Here is an 18359-nt window from a genome sequence, read left to right as displayed (position 1 = left end):
CACAGTGCTTAATATCATCTATTGGCCTATCTCGGCCCTTTTGTGGTTCTGGCGCGAGGTGTTGAGCTTCGTGATGGACGAGAACTCCGGTTTCACCTGGATCCTCGCCATCGTTCTCATGACCTGGACCCTGAAGGCCCTGCTGGTCAAGCCGACCATCAACCAGATGCGCTCCTCCCGCAAGATGCAGGAGATCCAGCCGAAGATCCAGGCGGTGCGCGACCGCTACAAGAACGATCGCACCAAAGCTGCCGAGGAGATGCAGCGCATCTATAAGGAAGAGAACTTCCGCCCCATGGCCGGCTGTCTGCCGCTTATCGCGCAGATGCCGATGTTCATTGGTCTGTTCCACGTCGTTCGTTCTTTCGACCGCACGGGCGAGCGCACCGGCAACATGTCCGTCGAGGCCAACCGTGAGACTGCGAACTACATCTTTAAGCCGGAAGACGTGCAGTCCTTCCTGGACGCACGTGTCGGCGGAGTGCCGCTCTCCGCGACTTTGCGCGGAAACACCAAGCTCTTGGAAAACGTGGACACCACCCAGGTGGCCATGATCATTATCCCGCTGGTTTTGGTGATTGCGGTGCTCACCCACGTGAACGCGCGCATGATGCAGTCGCGCCAGCAGGCGCGCAAGGCTGCCGGTAAGGTGTCGCAGCCCACCGGTGAAAATGCACAGATGATGCAGCAACAGATGGAAATGATGAACAAGATGATGCTCTGGTTCATGCCCATCATGGTCATCTCGGGTGCGTTCATCTGGTCCATTGGTTTGCTGTTCTACATGTTCGCCAACACCGTGTGGACCACGGTGCAGTCTCGTGTGGTTTACGCGATAATGGACCGCGAGGAAGAGGCTGAGGAGCAGGCGAAGATCGAGGCCAAGCGTACAACCGCGCCGAAGCCCGGCGCCCGGAAGGCCGATAAGCGTTCCAAGAAGCAGCGTAAGCAGGGATAACACATGATGCCTGAGGAAGTATTCGGGGAACGCTTCTCCCTGGCGCAGGCTTACCATCAGTCTTTGGCTGAGGTGGGTTCCGTGCGCGGATTCATTGGCCCGCGCGAGGTTCCCCGCCTGTGGGAGCGCCACCTGGTCAACTGCGCCGTCATCAATTCGCTCATGCCGGAAGGCGCGCGCATTGCCGACGTCGGTTCGGGTGCCGGCCTGCCGGGTATCCCGCTCGCCATTGCGCGTCCGGACCTGGACATCACGCTCATCGAACCACTGCTGAAGCGCTCGACCTACCTCGGGGAGGTTAAGGAGCAGCTGGGTCTGGACAACGTGACCGTGGTCCGCGGCCGCGCCGAGGAGGTTCCGGCCAAGGGCTTTGACATCGTGACCTCTCGCGCCGTCGCCCCGCTGGGCAAGCTGGCCAGGTGGTCCTTGCCGCTCGTGCGCAAGGGCGGCGAGATGATCGCCATGAAGGGTGAGTCTGTGCACGAGGAACTGGCGCGCGATGCCAAGGACATCCAGAAGGCCGGCGGCGGAAAAGCCACGGTAGAAGTGGTGGACGGAACCACGGTTATCCGTGTCCCCCGCGTGAACTAGAGTGGTGGGCATGACTTCACCACGATTGATCACGATCGCCAACCAAAAGGGCGGTGTTGGCAAGACCACGTCTGCGGTTAACCTCGCGGCCGCCATGGCTGCGGCAGGCAAGAAGGTCCTTGTGATCGATGTGGACCCCCAGGGCAATGCTTCCACCGCGGTGGGCGCCGAACACCGTACCGGCACCCCGTCCTCCTATGAGGTACTCCTGGGCGATAAGACCGCCGAGGAGGCCATGCAGAAGTCCGCCTTTACGGACAATCTCTACTGCATTCCGGCGACCATTGATTTGGCCGGTGCGGAGATCGAAATGGTGTCCTTGGTGCGTCGTGAGTTCCGGCTTTACGACGCCCTGCATAACGGCTTCATGGACACTCACGGTTTCGAGTACGTCTTCATCGACTGCCCGCCGTCGCTGGGCCTGCTTACCATCAACGCCATGACGTGCGTGGAGGAAGTGATCATCCCGATTCAGTGCGAGTACTACGCACTGGAGGGCGTGGGTCAGCTGCTTAATAACATCACGATGATTCGGGAGCACATCAACGAGGACCTGCACATTTCGGCGGTGCTGCTGACCATGTATGACGCGCGCACCAGACTCTCCGAGCAGGTGGCGGACGAGGTCCGGAACCAATTTGGAGCCGTGGTGTTGGGTAATGTGATCCCTCGTTCCGTACGGGTATCGGAGGCCCCGGGCTACGGCAAGTCTGTGATCGAGTTCGATCCCTCATCCTCGGGCGCACGGGCCTATGTGGCCGCGGCCCGGGAGCTGGATTCCCGCGGTGACTACGTGCCGCACCACACCACGGGACCAATTGGCGTGAGCCCCGAGATTTTTGCTGAGCTGGAAGGATAAACATGGCTGATAAGAAACAAGGTGGGCTGGGTAAAGGCCTGGCCGCGCTCATCCCTTCGGGCCCGGACGCCCCGCAGCGCAAGCCGGGGATCGGCAACGACGCTTCCGACGTCATTTTCGGCAAGGGCAAAGCAGTCCCGGGTGCGCCGACCATCGCCACTGGTGGCAAGAAGAAAGCCGCGATGCCGCGCGCCATTGGCGCGACCTACCGCGAAGTAGCGATCGGGGACATCTCCCCTAACCCGAAGCAGCCGCGCACCGTCTTCGATGAGGACGACCTCGCGGAGCTCGTGCACTCGATCAAGGAGTTCGGCCTCCTGCAGCCGATCGTGGTGCGTCCGGCGAAGCAGGGCTTCGAGCTCATCATGGGCGAGCGTCGTTGGCGCGCTGCCTCCAAGGCGGGTCTGTCCACCATCCCGGCCATCGTGCGGGATACGGGCGATGACGATCTGCTGCGCGACGCCTTGCTGGAAAACATCCACCGCGTCCAGCTCAACCCCCTAGAAGAGGCGCATGCCTACCAGCAGTTGCTGGAAGAATTCGGCGCTACCCAGGAGGAACTCGCGGATCGTCTGGGTCGCTCCCGCCCCCAGGTGACCAATACTTTGCGCCTGCTGCGCCTGCCCGTGGATGTGCAGCGCCGCGTGGCCGCGGGCGTACTGTCTTCCGGTCACGCTCGTGCCCTGTTGGGCCTGGAGGATCAGGAGGACATGAAGCTCATCGCTGATCGCGTTGTCGCTGAGGGCCTGTCAGTCCGCGCCACCGAGGAGGCAGTCACCTTACTCAAGCGCGGCGAGAAGCCGAAGACGAAGGCAGCCCCGGTGCCGCAGCCGGAGTACTTCACGCACACGGCGGAGCGCCTGGCCGATAAGTGGGACACGAAGGTCACGGTCACCATGGGCAAGCGCAAGGGCAAGATGGTCGTCGAATTTGGCAACCAGGAAGACTTTGAGCGCATCATGGCGCTCATCGAAGGCAACTAGGCGCGTTCCGCCTTCAGCAGGTCCGCGAAGGCGTACGTGCCGGTGGCAAAGTCATCCTGATCCAGCAGGTAGAGGCGCTTGACGGCCACCACCACGGACTCCGCGATTTCATCGCGGACCGATGGGGTGGTTAGCGCCGCGACGTCACCGGGGTTGCTGAGATAGCCGGCAAACAGCTGGACCACCGGCATCTTGGTCAGACGCAGGATTTCCCAGGTGCGGCCGTGGTTGCGACAGTTGCCCAGGTTGGTGCGGGCGACGATTTCGCGCTGGATGAAGCCCGAGAGGGTCTCGCCGATCATGGATGAGGCGCCGTGCTCGGAGCCAAAGTAGAAGCTGGCCACGCCATTGGCTTTGTCGTTCGGGTAGTGGTCGCAGGCCAGCGACAGCATGAGATCCGCGCCGAAAGCGTTGGCAATTTCCGCGCGCTCCTTCATGGAAGGATCATCCATCCGCGGGCGGGAGAAGATAGTCTCCATCCCGGCGGCGATCATGCGGCCCTCGATGCGGGTAGCCAGATCCCAGAGGATTTCCTCCTCGGTGATGTCACCGAAGCGGCCGCGGACGATCCGGCCCTTGTTGGAGCCTCCGAGGCCCGGGTCCAAGACCACGCGCTTACCCGCCAGCATCGGGCCCGCGGAACGTACGCGTTCACGCTCATGAATGGCCTGGGCGGAACCGCCCGTGATGCGGCGGCCGAGCAGCGACAGGCCACGGATGGTGTTCGGGCCGCAGACGCCGTCGGACTTCAGACCCGCGTTGAGCTGGTAGGCCTGGAGTGCGGCGCGGGTGTGCTGCCCGAAGCGACCATCGATCCGGTTGGGGTAAAAGCCCAGCTCCTGGAGCTGCTGCTGCAGTTGGGAGACGTCGTCGCCCACCAGCTCGTTGTTGGGCTGGAAGGACAGCACGCGCGCGCCCAGGGTATAGGACGCGTGCCGCAACTCGCGCAGGGTGAGATCGTCGATGTCGCCGGAGGGCACGATGCCCCGGGACTGCTGGAAGGCCTTCAGAGCGTCAGCGAGCGACTGGTCGAAGTACTTGTCTTCTTCGCTGAACTTCTGGGTCTTCCAATCGGTGACCTCGCCCTGGTAGTCAGAAAGACGACCGATGCGCGCGAGGGTCGCTCGTGCTTCAGCGACGCGCGCACTGGAGTCACCTACGCTAAGGTTGCGGCTCACTTGTCCCCTTCCCTTTCTACTGTTTAACGTGTTCCCAGATTAGCAGCTATTTGTGTTTTTCAATGGCCGCCACGATGCTGGCCTTGGGGCGAAGTCCCGTGAATTCGGAGACCTTTTCTCCATCCTTGAAGATGAGCACCGTGGGGATGGACATGATCTGGAACATGGCGCCCAGGTTGCGCTCTTCGTCCACGTTGACCTTGGCGATCTGAACGTCATCGCCCATCTCGTCGGAGATCTCTTCGAGCAGTGGGGACAGCTTCTTGCACGGTCCGCACCACGGTGCCCAGAAATCCACAACGGTCAGTTTGTCTGAATCCACGACTGAGGAGCGGAAGGTCTCGGTGGTGACATCAATAATGTTGCTCATGATTATTCCTATCGGTTCGCAGCGAGGAAATGTTCCGCGTCAATGGCCGCGCGGCAGCCGGAACCCGCAGCGGTGATGGCCTGCTGGTAGTAGTCGTCTACGAGGTCACCGCAGGCAAACACGCCCGGCAACGAGGTAGCGGTGCTTGGGTGGTTGACGGTGACATAGCCGGCGTCGTTAAGCTCCACCTGACCGTTGAGGAATCCGGAACGCGGATCGTGGCCGATGGCCACAAACATGGCGGTGGCGTCCAGCGTGGAGGTCTCCCCCGTCACTACGTTCTTGACCTCCAGCCCGGAGACCTTGCCGTCGGCCTCGATGACGCGCTCGACGGTGGTGTTGGTCAGCCACTTGATCTTGTCGTTGTCTTGGGCGCGCTCCAGCATGATCTTGGAGGCGCGGAAGTTTTCGGAGCGGTGGATAATGGTCACGCTCTCAGCGAACTTGGTGAGGAACGTGGCCTCCTCCATCGCGGAGTCGCCGCCGCCGACGACGGCGATGTGGTGATCCTTGAAGAAGAATCCGTCGCAGGTTGCGCAGGTGGACACGCCACGGCCGGTCAGCTCCTGCTCACCCGGGATGCCCAGGTGGCGCGGGGCGGCGCCGGTGGCCAGGATAACGGTGCGGGCCTCAATGACCTCGTCGCCCACGTGTAGGCGCTTGACGTCGCCCTCGAGCTCGATGGAGTCCACCTCCTCCATGCGCAGATCCGCGCCGAAGCGAATCGCCTGCGCGCGCATCTCCTCCATGAGCTCCGGGCCCATAATGCCCTTCTGGAAGCCGGGGTAATTTTCCACCTCGGTGGTGTTCATCAATTCACCGCCGTACTCAAAACCCTCGAAGACGATGGGGTTGAGTTCGGCACGTGCAGCGTACAGCGCCGCGGTGTATCCGGCGGGGCCGGAACCGACGATGGCTACGTCGTGAATGGTCACAAGAACTCCTCTTTAGTCGATGCGTTAACGCCCAAAGTCTACCCCTGTGTCAAGAAATGGCCGATTTTAACGCTTCCTTGGCGCGTGCCCGCCGTGATTTGATGGTGCCTGGTGCGACGCCGAGGATGCTGGCGGCATCGAGGGCGGAATATCCTGCGACCTCTGTCAGCAGCAGGGCGTCGCGCTGCGGTTCGGAGAGCGAATGGAGGGCCTCAGCCACCTCGAGGCTGACCTCGATGCGTGAGGTGGGGTCGAAAGAAAAGGTGGGGTCGCGCTCTTCGTCGATGGCGTCGAAGCCCACGAGGTCCCGCTTCTTGTCCTTTTGCACGAAGTCGTAGCCCGTATTCATCACGATGCGGTGCAGCCAGGTGCTCAGCTTGGCGTCTCGACGGAAGGTATCCATGCTGCGGGCGGCCTTGAAAAAGGCTTCTTGCACGATGTCTTGGGCGTCGGTCTCGTTGCGGGTGTATCGCCGCGCGACTTTGGTGAGGCGCCCCCGATGCTTGTCGACGATCGCGCTAAACGCCTTTGAGTCCCCGTTTAAGAATTGATCCACTAATTGCGCATCTTCAATGCTCACGAATTTTCCCCCCGGAAAAGTTGTTGCTTGAGTTCTATTTCAACCCAAGCGGGACAACTTTTCTAGGCGGAATTGCACACTCTATTTGGCAGCGGCGCGAATTTTCTGAGTTCGGCGCACGTGATCCTGTTCTTCCAGCAGGATGCGGCGCAGCGCGCCCTCGGCGTCGACGCTGCGATCGTCATCCGGGTACAGCCCGCGAATGAAGCGGTTGGCCATCTCGATGGGGTGCTGCTCCCAGATGGTGGGAAGCGCCGTGAAGAAGCGCTCTGTTAGCTGCGCCCGTAGTTCTTGTGAGCCGGGCGCATTGTATGCCTGCACCAGCGAGTCCACCTCCGCGTTCGAGTATTTGCCTGGGGTGGTGATCTCGGTGAAGATCTTGTCCTTGTTCTCCATGGTGGGCGCGGTCAGGGTGGCGCCGAGGTACTCGGCCTTGCCGGTGAGCGTGTTGTCGCGCTCCAGCTCGGCGGCGGCGTCCACCTCCTCGCCGTGCGCGGCCAGACGGCGCAGGATAGCCCAGCGCAGCTCGGTGTCCTCGGTCTCGTAGGCCTTGAGCCTGTCGACGCCGCCCGCGGCAATCGCCGCGCGGAGCAGGACGAGGTGCTCGTCGGTGCCGGGCTCCGCGGCGTCGACAAGCGCCCAGACACGCTCCGCGAAATCGGGGACGTCAACGTAGTGGGACACCGCGAACTGCGCATTGGCCAGCACCTGGGTGGCGATGGTGATGTTTTCCCCGCGCACGTGGCGCAAGACGATGTCGATGTAGGTGCGCGGATCGAGCTCCGCGTCGCGGACCTGGTTCCATAGGCCGGTCCAGATGACCGCGCGGGTGATGTCCGGAAGCGCGGAGAGCCGCTCGCGGATGGTGTCGAGGGACCGCTCGTCGAAGACGACCTTGGCGTAGGTGTGGTCGTTGTCGTTGGGAACCACGAGCTCGCCGGCGGGGACCGCCGCCGGCACGTCCACGTCCACGGTGGTGGGTTGCAGGTCGGCGTCGAATACCGTGACGTCGATGCGGTGCGGCAGGCGCGTGGGCAGGATCTGGCTGTCCACCACTTGCAGCGTGTCCGGACCGGTGGTCTTGAGCCACTGGTTCGCCCATCCGTGCACATCGCGATCCGTATGGGCGGACAGGCAGTCCAACAGGTCCGCGAAGGTGGCGGATCCGAACTGGTGTGCCTTGAAATAGTCGCGGGCGCCGGCGTAGAAGTTCTCCCGTCCGACGAAGTGGACAAGCTGCTTGAGCACGGCCGCGCCCTTGGCGTAGGTAATGCCGTCAAAGTTTTGGCGTGCGGCGTCCACGTCGGGGATCTCCGCCTTAATGGGGTGCGTGGTGGGCAGCTGGTCCTGCATGTACGCCCAGTTCTTGCGGTTGCCCGCGAAGTTGACCCAGGCTTCGGTGTAGCGGGTCGCGTGCGCGGAGGCGTCGGCGCCCATGAACTCGGCGAAAGACTCCTTGAGCCACAGGTCGTCCCACCACTGCGGGGTAACCAAGTCGCCGAACCACATGTGGCTCATCTCGTGCAGGATGGTGTTGGCGCGTGCGGCGTGCTGGGCGCGGGTGGCCTGTGAGCGGAACAGGTACTTTTCGGTGAAGGTCACCAGCCCTGGGTTCTCCATTGCGCCGAGGTTGTATTCGGGCACGAAGATGGAGTCGTACTTGCCCCACGGGTAGGGGAAATCGTAGGCCTCGTGGAAGAATTCCAGGCCTTGCTTGGTGATCTCCAGGATCTCGTCGTCCACGTACTCCGCCATGGACTTGCGCGCCCAGGCGCCGAGCTCGATGTCGTTCCAGGAGTCCTTCTTGCACACGTAGGGCCCCGCCGCCAGGGCGGTGAGGTAGGTGGACATTGGCTTGTCGGTGCCGTTGGTCAGCGCCACCCAGCCCTCGGGGACGTCGAGGGAAATGCCGAACGAGGCCTTGAGGTCCGGCTGGTCAAAGCAGGGGTACACGCGCCGGGCGTCCGAGGGCTCGAAGTGGGAGTAGAGATAGGTTTCCCCGTCCGCGGTATCGGTAAAACGGTGCAGGCCCTGGCCGGTGCGCGAGTAGAACGAGGAGGACTCGACGGTGACGGTCACGGGCGCGTTCGTCGGGAGATCCGTGAGGTGGATGCGGCCGTTGTTAAACGGGGCGTCGACACGCTCGCCGTTGACCTGGACGCTGTGGACCTCTTTGCCCAGGTAATCCAGGAACGTCTGCGGTGCCGTGGTGGTCAATTCCACCGTCGTGCGCACGGGAAACGTCTCAGCGGTTCGCGCTTGCGTGAGATCGACGTGGATGTGATACGAAGAAAGCGACAACGAGTTCGTCCTCGTCGTCGCTTCGGTGTGGGTCAAATTCATGACCCTTAGATTAGCGCTTAAGCCTGCTTGATCGCAGAGCCTTCGATCTCAATCTTGATTTCTTCGGACACCAGCATGCCGCCGGTCTTGAGCGGAGCGTTGAAGTCGATGCCGAAGTCCGGGCGATTAATCTTGGTCGTGGCCTCGAAGCCCAGGCGGGTGTTGCCGAACGGGTCCTCGGCCACGCCCTCGGTTTCTACGTCCAGGGTGACGGGCTTGGTGGTGCCCTTGATGGTCAGATCGCCGGTGACGGTGCCGTTGCCGTTCTCGTCCACGTCGAAAGAGGTGGAGGTGAAGGTCATCTCCGGGAACTTCTCTACGTCGAAGAAATCCTCGCCCTTGACGTGGCCGTCGCGGTCAGCGTTGCCGGTGTCGATGGAAGCGGTCTTAATGGTGGCGGTGGCGTTAGAGTTCTCGCCGTCGACGACGACGGTTGAATCGAAGTCCGCGAAGTTGCCGCGCACCTTGGTCACCATGGCGTGGCGGGCTACGAAGCCGATGATGGTGTGTGCGTGGTCCAGGGTGAAAGTACCGTTGATCATGATTAGTTCTCCTCTAAGTTCTGCGCGCCGATTGTTGACACGTCACCAATCATTATACTCTGCTTCTTTCACCTGTCAACGGGGTAGACCAGTGAGCTCGATTTCTGAGATCATCACGTCCCGCTTCGACGGCAAATCCGTGAACCGCACCACGACGCCGTCGTAGACCTTCGCCGACTCCTCCAGCGTGATGTTGTTGGCCGCCTTGTGCAGCGTGGCCTCGCCCAACGTTTCTCCCGGCGTGGCGCCCTTGAGCCCCAGAATCTCCACCTTCGCGCCGCCAACATTCGAGGTAATCAGCACGTGGCGCAGCTGCGTCGGGTTCTCCACCCGCACGGCGATCTCGTTGTTCGAGCTATCGATCTCCTGCATTGTCGCGGGCTCGTCATCAATGACATCGGTGGCCGCAGCGCCCGAGGGCAGAACGCGAGCGTCGGAACGCTGCAGCATTACTGGCGGCACCTCCGCAACCTGTTCCTGCGAACCCTGAATAGATTCCGGAGTAATCGGTTTCTGTTCGGATTGTGAACCGAACATGGAGATAAGCCACGCCGTAATCGCCGCGACGAGAACGACGAAAACAATCGCCGTCGCGCCGATAGCTGCCACGCCGGAACCGGAGTAGCCGCGGTTGCCGAAACCACTGGTCTGCTCCTCCACCTCGATCTCGGCCTCTTCCTCCACGGCCAGGGCCTCGTCATCGGGCGCGAACTCGCGCAGCTGCTCGGCAATCTCCGGCAGCGGAGCGTCGCTCTCCGCGATGTCACGCAGCATGGTGGGGGTGGGGCTGGTCGATGTGACCAACAAGGTAATCGCCGAACCCACGGCCTCACGATCCGATTCCTCGTCTGCATCCGTGAACACGGCCGGGAACGCCAGCACTGCCTTACCGGCGGTAGAAATGCGGATCCGGTCGGCGTTGTCCAGGCCCATGGCGAGATCATTCTCGTGCGCCGCGTGGGTATCCTCCACCAGCGGCTGCAGAGCATGGGCGACGGCGTGCGGGTCCAGGTTGTCGGACTCGCCGACCTGGCGTAGCGACGTCCCCTCGACCCAGTCCGCCACCACCAAGCAGCCGGAGCGGTACGACAGAATCTCGATGTTGTCGGCCACCGACGACAGGCCCAGCTGGCCGAGCTTGCGGGTGCGGCGGGAAATCTCCGCAGAGCGGCGAGCGGCCACCGCCGGAGTGGCAGGAGCCATCGGGGCCTGCGAGGTGGTGGTGACAAACGTCAGTCCCACTTCCCTACCCGTGGACTGCTCGCGGGCTTGCCAGAACTGCGCGCCCGGCACCGAACCATGTTCGCGCAAGAGGCGGAAGCGACCGTCGGAGACCGGCGCGCCGGGGACGAGCCGCGGACCGCGCACCACACCGGCGGACATCGGCGGCGGAACCGGCGAAGCATTGAAGGTGTCCTGAGCCATCATCTGCGCACTGATCTCGCGCGCATCTGGCTCTTCCACCTGGATGGCGGAATCCTCGTTCGGGTGGATGAAGCGGCCCACGCCCGGGATGCGCGCCATCGCGCGGCCCAAGTTTTGGACCTCCGGCAGCTTGGAGAAGCTCAACACGATGCCGGTGACAATCACAAAGACAACGCCGCACACGATGACCTGGATCAGGATGAGCAGCGATGGCTGGGGCTCCGGGACCAACAGGTCGATGAGGAAGCGCACCACCAGGGCCACGGCCAAACCGACGATGCCCGCCGCGGTGGCCCACAGGGACGTGTGCATGACCAGGCGGCCGCCCAAATTGCCGAGTTTGCGGCGGAGAAGGAAGCTGCCGATGACCGCGCCGGAGATGAAGCTGAAACCGTTGGCTGCACCCAGCAGCGTCACGACGGCCTCGTTCGAGCTGGCGATGAACGGAGAAAGAAGTGACAGCAGGATCTTCGTCGCGGTGATGCCGGCGACGATGAAGGTCGGGGTCCACGCCTCCTCGCGGGCGTAGAACACGCGCAGGTGCAGGAGCACAATGGCATAAGGGATGAGCGTGAACGCAGAAAAGCTCACTGTGTAACCCAGCACTGAGGCGACCTCGCGGTCATATTCTGCGTACTGGAACAGGCCAATGCCCAGATACTGGCCGAAGCCCGTCATGAAAATGACGATCGGGATGAGCGCAATGAGCGTGAGCTTAGTGGCCAATTGCAAGTCGTGGATGACCGCGCGGTCGTCACCGGCCGCCGCGTTGCGTGACAGGCGCGGCATGATGGCGGTGAGCAAGGCGACGCCGATGATGCCGTACGGCATCTGCAACAACTGCCACGCCTGCTGGTAGATGCCCGGGGCGTCCGCGGACGACGACGCCGCCACACGGGTAGTCACGATATAACCCAACTGGGAAATAGCCACGTAGGCCACGATGGCGAGAGCCATCCCGCCGAACTGCTTCAGGCGGTCGTCTAGGCCCCACTGTGGGCGAAGATCGATCCCCGCCTTCTTGATGAACGGCAGCAAGATCGCGAATTGCAACACCACGCCGAGCGTCGTGCCCAAGCCAAGCAGCAGGACGTGGCGGTCGGTCACCGGAGCCGGGGCCACGGGATTCAACGAGCCTGGCAGCGTCCAATACAGCAGCAACGTGGCGATGGAAATGACGTTATTGACCACCGGCGCCCACGCCGCAGGCTTGAAGATGGACTTCGTGTTGAGCACCGCCTGGAACAAGGCGAACAAGCCGTAGAAGAAAATCTGCGGGAGCAGCAGAATCGCAAACGACGTCGACAGCGTGGTGTTGACTTCGCCATCGCTGGTCAGCATCATCCTGGTCAGTAGTGGTGCGGCAACGACCGAGGACACCGTGATGATGGCTAGCAGCGTAAACGCCAACGTAAACAGGCGTCTGACGAACATCGCGCCGTTATCCGGATCCTCTCTTTCCGCGCGCACCAACACCGGCACCACCAGGGAGGTGAGCACGGCGCCCAACACGATCTCGGTAATGAGGTTCGGCAGCTGGTTCGCGGTGTTAAACGCTGATGTGATCGCGCCGCCCAACGTCGCACTGATCAACACCGTGCGCAAAAAGCCCGTGATACGAGAAATCAACGTCGCGATAGCCATCGAGCCGGTAGAACGAATCACCGACTCGTTGGACTCGTTCTCCGGCGTTGCGTTGGCACCCGTGAGCGCAGACTTATCCTCGACCGGCTCGGGCGGAGACGGCACCACGCGGGGCGCCACGACGGGCGCTGGGGGCGAAGGCTCAACAATTCTGCTGCGAGTGGAATGGCTCATTATTTCTGTCTTTTTCTTCTAACGATGACTGCGATGACAACGGCAAGACCACACAACGCGATAAACGTGGAAACCCCCACGATACCGGCGCGTGTCTGCACAGTGATTCTGACAGGCTCCGAAATCGGCACTCCCGCGGGCGAGGCCAGCCACAGGTCCAGATCACTACGATCGTGGCCGTCAGGCATCTGGGTGGTGAGCGACACGGTGATTGATCCCCGTGCCGGAATCCGGACTGACTTCGTTTCCGACAGCGTCGTTCCCGAATGCCCGATAGTCGCGTTCACGGGCAGCGGGAGCCCGTTCTTGGCCACGACCAGCAGCGGCGAGGACTGAGAAATCCGAGTCACGATGTTACCGGGAGGAATCAACGCCACCGAATCCTGCAAGTCTGTGACCACCTGATCCGTGACGGTTAGGCGGTCCATGTCGCCATTCATGGCGTAGAGGAGGTCGCGCCGCAGAGGCGCGGTGAACCCATAGCGACTCATGGCGATATTCGGGTCATTGTCCATGACGTTCATCAGCTCGTCGATGTCCGCGGCGTGGCGCGCGATCCGCTCCCGGGCCGGGAAATCCTCCGCCGTCAGGGTAGTGCTGCCGGAGGGCAACGGGATCGTCGGCAAGCTTCCGGCCACCTTGAGCGCCGCTGGCGTGTCGACGACCGCGACCGTCTTACCCTTGGCCGTCCCTAACGCCGCGGGGTAACGCTGCAGCAACCGGGTCAGGGCGGGATCCTCGCCAATGTCGGAGACGCCGTGGATATAGTCCGAGTTCTTTCCCAACACGCGCGAGAGTGTATCCGTGCCGCGGGTCGTCGCCTCGCGCAGCAGCCAGCGGTTGCCCACCGCCTTGACCTTCTGCGCATCAACCTGCGCCCACGTGGTGGGCACCACGCAGTCCGCCGCGGACAGCTGATCCAAAAAGGCCGCCGCATCGTGGGCGCCCTTGCCGGGGACCACGTCGGCTTCTTCCTCATCCTGGAACCAGGAATCGCGCAGGCGCCGTGGCTTCTCGACGACCGGGGGACGTTTCGGCCCCACGTCGTATCCGTGCTGCATGTGGTTCGCGGCGTCGACAAGCGCAGGGTCCACCGCGATGCAGCCCTCGATATCGGCGGCGAAGTAGTTGTCTAACAAGGTATTGACGCGCCCGCCGTCGGCGAAGCTCTCGGCCAAGGAATCATCGACGAGCTGGAACGGCTCTCCCCCGGTAGCGCCCGGAGTGACGTTGACGTCTTCTACCACCGGGTAAATGATCGAGACTTTCGGCTTGGCTTTATCGCCGACCCACAGCACGGAGTTGGTCTGCGCCAAGCTCACCGGTTGGCCCTCTTGGGTGCCCGTGAGGGTAAACAACAGCGGGTACGTGCCGGGGTCCGCGATGGCCAGCGACGCCTTGTCCTTCGGATCGAGGGGGACCTCCATCGTGACGGTCCGGGACTGCCCTGGTTGGAGCGGATCCAAGAATTCCTGCTTGCCGTAATACGGAAACGCACCGGTGACCAGGTACTCCTCCAAGGCCGCGGGAGAGGTGGCGGCGTCACCGCGCCGGGAGGTTATCTGCAGGTTTTCGATGGGGGTATTCCCCTCGTTACGCACGTCAAACTCCACGGTCCAGGGCTGATTTTCAGCGACGCGGTACTCGGGCTCCCCGACGATCTCCAGGCCTACCTCTCCCCCGGGTTGTGCGTGTGCCACCGGGAGACTCGTCGCCAGGATCAGGGCTGCCAGGATCGCACGTTTCACCGGGGCGTAGCCCTTCCCGCCTCAGCCTCCTTCAGCGCGAGCTTGGGCAAGACGTCGTGCGCCGTGCGCGCCAGCTTCCGCTCGTCGGCATAAGCCAGGTGCTCGATGAGCTCGGAAACCGGAATCCACGAGACTTCGGTAACCTCCGGGTCCTCGTCGTTGAGCTGGCCGTCGACAAAGCGGAGCAAGAAGTGGTGGACGGTCTTGTGGATCCGCACGCCGTCGGAAACGAACCAGTAGTCAATGACGCCGAGCTCGGAAAACACCTCGCCATAAATGCCGGTTTCCTCCCAGACCTCGCGCTCAGCGGTCCTGTCCTTGGCCTCATTGTTTTCCACGTGGCCCTTGGGCATGGACCACAGGATGCGCCCGCGGCGATCGAGCCGCCCGATGAGCGCGACGTACATACGGGAGAGATCCACCTCTCCGTCTACGACCGACTCGGCCAAGCCGGAGACGACAAGGCCACCCGCCGAGGTCTCGTCGCGGGTCTCCATACGCTGCGTCTCCCGGGAGCGACGTCGCCGGCGTCGACGCTTGGAATCGTTATTAGTCATCGCAGGTAATCGTAGTAGACTTAGGCCGATGAATTCCGGAGACACTCAAGCAGTCGCACCTTTGGCGCGGGCGGAGCAGGTCATTTCCTCCCTCGCGCAACTACTTGAAGGCCTCACACAGCGTTTCGACGACGCAGGCCACCCCCTGTATCTCGTGGGCGGATCGGTGCGCGATCTGGTACTCGGACGGCTCGGTAACGACCTCGACTTCACCACCCCCGCTCGCCCCGACGTGGTCTCCCGCATCCTGGAAGACTGGGCTGAGAAGGTCTGGGATACCGGCATTGATTTCGGCACCGTCTCCGCCGTGTACAAGGGCCAACAGATCGAAATCACCACCTTCCGCGCGGACTCCTACGATGGAGAGTCCCGCAACCCCGAAGTTAGCTACGGCGACACGCTGGACGGGGACTTGGTGCGCCGTGACTTCAAGGTCAACGCCATGGCCATCGACATGGCCACCCGGGAGTTTCACGATCCCATGGGCGGACTCAGCGATCTTTCCGCCGGCCTCATCGATACCCCGGATAGCCCGGAACGCTCGTTCCACGACGACCCGCTGCGTATGTTGCGAGCCGCTCGTTTCGTCTCCCAACTCGATTTCGCGGTAGCGGATCGCGTCAAGGCAGCGATGACGGACCTGGCTGCGGAGATCGACCGCATCACCGTCGAACGCGTCCAGGTGGAGCTGGATAAGCTCATACTCGGCGTCAACCCGGAGGCCGGCATCCGCCTGCTCACCGACACCGGACTGCTCGCCCGCATCATGCCCGAAATCCCCGCTCTCGCCATGGCGGAGGACGAGCATCGCCAGCACAAGGACGTTTTCGCGCACTCACTTCAGGTCCTTCGCCAGGCAATCGACCAGGAGGAGGAGCCGGACCTGGTGCTGCGCTGGGCGGCGCTGCTTCACGACGTCGGAAAGCCCGACACCAAGGACACCACCGACGGACGCGTGACTTTCCACCACCATGAGGTCGTGGGAGCGAAGCTGGTGCGCAAGCGTCTGCGCAAGCTGAAATACCCCAAGGCGACGACGGAGGCCATCGCAAACCTCGTCTTTTTGCACATGCGTTTCCATGGCTTCGGGGAGAATCAATGGACCGACTCCGCGGTGCGGCGCTACGTCAACGACGCCGGGGATCTGCTCCCGCGCTTGCATAAACTTGTCCGTGCGGATTGCACGACCAGAAATAAGCGTAAGGCGCAGCGTTTGCAGCGTACCTACGATCACCTCGAGGAACGCATCGCGGACATCGCGGCGAAAGAGGACCTCGCTCGCGTGCGGCCCGATCTAGACGGCAACGAGATCATGGAGATCCTCGACCTGTCCCCCGGGCCGGACGTCGGTAAGGCGTGGGCGTACCTGAAGGAAGTGCGCCTAGAGAACGGGCCGATGGAGCGCGAGGAAGCTATCGCGGAGCTCAAGAGGTGGTGGGCAGATGTACGCGGATAGGCTTTTCAACGCGCTGGAGAAGCGGGAACCTGCGCCGGGAACGGTGCTCCTCAGCGCCCCTGGTGCGCAACGGACCGCCACGCTCATCATTGGCCAGAATGGACATTACACTCTGGGTGTTGACCTCACGGTACGCAGCGAGGTACCGGTTTTTAACCTGCTCCCCGAGTGGCACGAGGTCGCTTTCAAACCTCAAGCGTTCTTTGTGGGTGGTCCCCATGAAAACAACGCGGTTTTTGCTATCGCCGTGCTTGGCGACGCCGCTGCCCCAACCGACCTCTTCCAACCTTTCGGGCCCCAGCTCGCCCAGGTGGCGATGGGGGCGGACCCGAACATTATCAAACAGTACGCGAAGGGTGTGCGGTTTTTCTCCGGCCATCAGCGCTGGGAGACGCACGTTGTGCAGGAAGAAGTTGCCGCCGGGGAATGGTATGTGGCGCCGGCGTTGGCACATGATGTCATGAGCTCGGGTGACGTCTGGGGCGAAATAATGCACCGCCAGGAAATGCCGTTGCCCCTCTACGCGACCTTTCCTTCGAACTTATTTTTGAATTAGGTCTTGTGCAGGGGGCGGGGCTGGGCTATGGTGGGTGGCGTCCAGAGTTTCGAACTAATTAGCGAACCGAGGGGCCATGGATGCCTTTTATGCCCATTGTTCAACGACAGACGACTTAGCCCGCCAATCCCACCAACTCCGCCGCCAAGAATACGAGATGTACCGGCGGTATTTACCTTCCGAATCAGACGACGTAGAGATTGCCGCCGCGCGCGTTGCGCGGGCCACCGGCACCTCTGATACCCGAGTAACCAACATCTTTCTTAGCCTTTACCGACTCGACGAGCTACCGCACCTGCGCGCACTCCACGAGCGCATGTTCCACCTTGATTTGCACCGCATTCTCGCCATCGATCGGGCACTCGTGGCCGTTGATGATGAGGAGGTACTCGCAACCGTCGATGCAGTCCTCGTGGACTTCTTGACCCCGTCCCGCCCCAACCAAATCATGCCGTCCGCGGCACGGATTAGGTCCAAGATCATGGACGTCATACGCACGGAAGAAGACTCCGCGCCTTCAGAGGACTCTGTTACCTTCAATTACATCGACGACACAAAGGGGGCGTTCAATGCCCTACTCCAGCCCGCCCAGATGCGCGCGGTCGAAGAACGAATCCGCACAGTGGCGAAACAGGAAAAGCTGACCCTGCCCGAGGCCTTCGTCCGCGCCGTTCTGGGTACTAAAAAGACCCACATTGTGGTGCACACCTACAAGGCGCTCGACATTCCCGACGCCCCGCAGTGGGTCAGTGGAGTTGGCTGGCTGTCGGGACACCTTGAAGGTAAGTTCACAGACATTGATGCTGCGGCTCAGCAGGTGACCACCAACTACACCCCTACCGAGCCCATGAAGCGGTTTGTCGAAGGGCGCGACGGAACCTGCCGCTGGCCGGGTTGCGGAGTGCCCGCGCACCGTGCGCAGAAGGACCATCGCATCGAATGGGCTGAGGGCGGGCCCACCGCGCCATGGAACCTGGTGAGCCTGTGCCAACACCACCACAACATCAAGACCGACCGTCGGGCAAGATACATCATGGACCCCGTCACGGCCGAGATAGTTTGGCTCATGGAGGATGGCACCTGGGTGATGGATAAGCCGACTGGACCGCTGGCCCCCAACCAGCGACGTTGGCTACAAACGTTTGCGCAAAGGAGGAAGTCTAGGCGAGGCCGGGCCACTCGAGTTTAGCCCTCTCCCAGAGAGCTTCGAATTCGGCTTCAACGATGTGCTCGGCGGAAATGTCCGGAAAATCCCCGTAGGTGTCCGGGTGTGGAACCTTGCGACTCGGCATGTCAATGCTCCCTACTCGGGTGTCTTTGGTGGCTGCACCCGCGATCCCTTGCGGCGCCAAGGCTACGATGCGCACCATTTCGCATTCCGAGGAAGTAACTTCGCGCAGTTCGGCGACGTGGGTAGCGGATGCGCCTGGGATCGTGAGCGTGGTCTTAACGTAGAGCAT

Annotated in this window: 17 protein-coding genes; 7 read left to right on the top strand and 10 right to left on the bottom strand. The window is 62.2% G+C overall.

Annotation, left to right across the window (positions count from 1 at the left end; all coding sequences use genetic code 11):
• The first annotated feature begins 4 nt into the window (after positions 1-4).
• The 4 genes from yidC to H0194_RS05695 are packed head-to-tail and all read left to right on the top strand — an operon-like array spanning position 5 to position 3391.
• Positions 5-958, top strand: a complete 954-nt coding sequence (gene yidC, locus H0194_RS05710) for a membrane protein insertase YidC (protein WP_185175009.1) — start codon at positions 5-7, stop codon at positions 956-958.
• Between the two features lie 3 nt (positions 959-961).
• The gene (gene rsmG / locus H0194_RS05705) at positions 962-1549 is read left to right on the top strand and encodes a 16S rRNA (guanine(527)-N(7))-methyltransferase RsmG (protein ID WP_185175008.1); all 588 of its coding nucleotides are present in this window, start codon (positions 962-964) and stop codon (positions 1547-1549) included.
• 10 nt (positions 1550-1559) lie between these two features.
• Positions 1560-2408 carry a ParA family protein gene (locus tag H0194_RS05700; RefSeq protein WP_185175007.1) on the top strand — a complete coding sequence of 283 codons (849 nt, stop codon included), beginning with the start codon at positions 1560-1562 and terminating at the stop codon, positions 2406-2408.
• A 2-nt stretch (positions 2409-2410) separates the two neighbouring features.
• Positions 2411-3391: a ParB/RepB/Spo0J family partition protein gene (locus tag H0194_RS05695; RefSeq protein ID WP_185175006.1), complete on the top strand. Its 981-nt coding sequence runs from the start codon at positions 2411-2413 to the stop codon at positions 3389-3391.
• Here the strand turns inward: H0194_RS05695 and H0194_RS05690 are convergent.
• The 9 genes from H0194_RS05690 to H0194_RS05650 form a co-directional block, all read right to left on the bottom strand.
• Positions 3388-4569: an N-acetylmuramoyl-L-alanine amidase gene (locus H0194_RS05690; RefSeq protein ID WP_185175005.1), complete on the bottom strand. Its 1182-nt coding sequence runs from the start codon at positions 4567-4569 to the stop codon at positions 3388-3390. The two genes, H0194_RS05695 and H0194_RS05690, sit on opposite strands and share 4 nt — an antisense overlap.
• A 46-nt stretch (positions 4570-4615) precedes the next feature.
• Positions 4616-4939, bottom strand: coding sequence for a thioredoxin (trxA, locus tag H0194_RS05685; RefSeq protein ID WP_185175004.1), 324 nt, complete (start codon positions 4937-4939; stop codon positions 4616-4618).
• A gap of 8 nt (positions 4940-4947) precedes the next feature.
• Positions 4948-5874 (bottom strand): thioredoxin-disulfide reductase, encoded by a 927-nt coding sequence (gene trxB / locus H0194_RS05680; RefSeq protein ID WP_185175003.1) that lies wholly within the window; start codon positions 5872-5874, stop codon positions 4948-4950.
• Positions 5875-5923: 49 nt separating this feature from the next.
• Entirely contained in the window at positions 5924-6454 is a 531-nt protein-coding gene (locus H0194_RS05675) for a sigma-70 family RNA polymerase sigma factor (protein ID WP_185175002.1), read from the bottom strand.
• An 81-nt stretch (positions 6455-6535) separates the two neighbouring features.
• A complete protein-coding gene (gene pepN / locus H0194_RS05670) occupies positions 6536-8797 on the bottom strand; it encodes an aminopeptidase N (RefSeq protein WP_185175001.1) in 2262 nt (753 codons plus the stop codon).
• Positions 8798-8814: 17 nt separating this feature from the next.
• Positions 8815-9339, bottom strand: a complete 525-nt coding sequence (locus tag H0194_RS05665; protein ID WP_185175000.1) for a YceI family protein — start codon at positions 9337-9339, stop codon at positions 8815-8817.
• A gap of 75 nt (positions 9340-9414) precedes the next feature.
• Positions 9415-12582 carry a murein biosynthesis integral membrane protein MurJ gene (murJ, locus tag H0194_RS05660; RefSeq protein WP_185174999.1) on the bottom strand — a complete coding sequence of 1056 codons (3168 nt, stop codon included), beginning with the start codon at positions 12580-12582 and terminating at the stop codon, positions 9415-9417.
• Positions 12582-14330: a DUF6049 family protein gene (locus H0194_RS05655; protein ID WP_185174998.1), complete on the bottom strand. Its 1749-nt coding sequence runs from the start codon at positions 14328-14330 to the stop codon at positions 12582-12584. Before H0194_RS05655 ends, murJ begins: the two co-directional genes overlap by 1 nt.
• Positions 14327-14887: an NUDIX hydrolase gene (locus tag H0194_RS05650; RefSeq protein WP_185174997.1), complete on the bottom strand. Its 561-nt coding sequence runs from the start codon at positions 14885-14887 to the stop codon at positions 14327-14329. Before H0194_RS05650 ends, H0194_RS05655 begins: the two co-directional genes overlap by 4 nt.
• A gap of 28 nt (positions 14888-14915) precedes the next feature.
• Between H0194_RS05650 and H0194_RS05645 the strand changes: the two genes are divergently transcribed.
• From H0194_RS05645 to H0194_RS05635, 3 genes are all read left to right on the top strand, one after another.
• A complete protein-coding gene (locus H0194_RS05645; protein ID WP_185174996.1) occupies positions 14916-16343 on the top strand; it encodes a CCA tRNA nucleotidyltransferase in 1428 nt (475 codons plus the stop codon).
• Positions 16330-16899 carry a YqgE/AlgH family protein gene (locus H0194_RS05640; protein ID WP_185174995.1) on the top strand — a complete coding sequence of 190 codons (570 nt, stop codon included), beginning with the start codon at positions 16330-16332 and terminating at the stop codon, positions 16897-16899. Before H0194_RS05645 ends, H0194_RS05640 begins: the two co-directional genes overlap by 14 nt.
• Before the next feature lie 76 nt (positions 16900-16975).
• On the top strand, positions 16976-18088 hold the full coding sequence (locus H0194_RS05635; RefSeq protein ID WP_185174994.1) for an HNH endonuclease signature motif containing protein: 1113 nt from the start codon (positions 16976-16978) through the stop codon (positions 18086-18088).
• On the opposite strand, the gene H0194_RS05630 is transcribed toward H0194_RS05635, so the two are convergent.
• Positions 18060-18359 carry a hypothetical protein gene (locus H0194_RS05630; RefSeq protein WP_185174993.1) on the bottom strand — a complete coding sequence of 100 codons (300 nt, stop codon included), beginning with the start codon at positions 18357-18359 and terminating at the stop codon, positions 18060-18062. The two genes, H0194_RS05635 and H0194_RS05630, sit on opposite strands and share 29 nt — an antisense overlap.

The organism is Corynebacterium incognita (genome assembly GCF_014217255.1).
GTDB classification, from domain to species: Bacteria; Actinomycetota; Actinomycetes; order Mycobacteriales; family Mycobacteriaceae; genus Corynebacterium; species Corynebacterium incognitum.
This window is presented reverse-complemented; position numbering and strand designations above follow the sequence as displayed.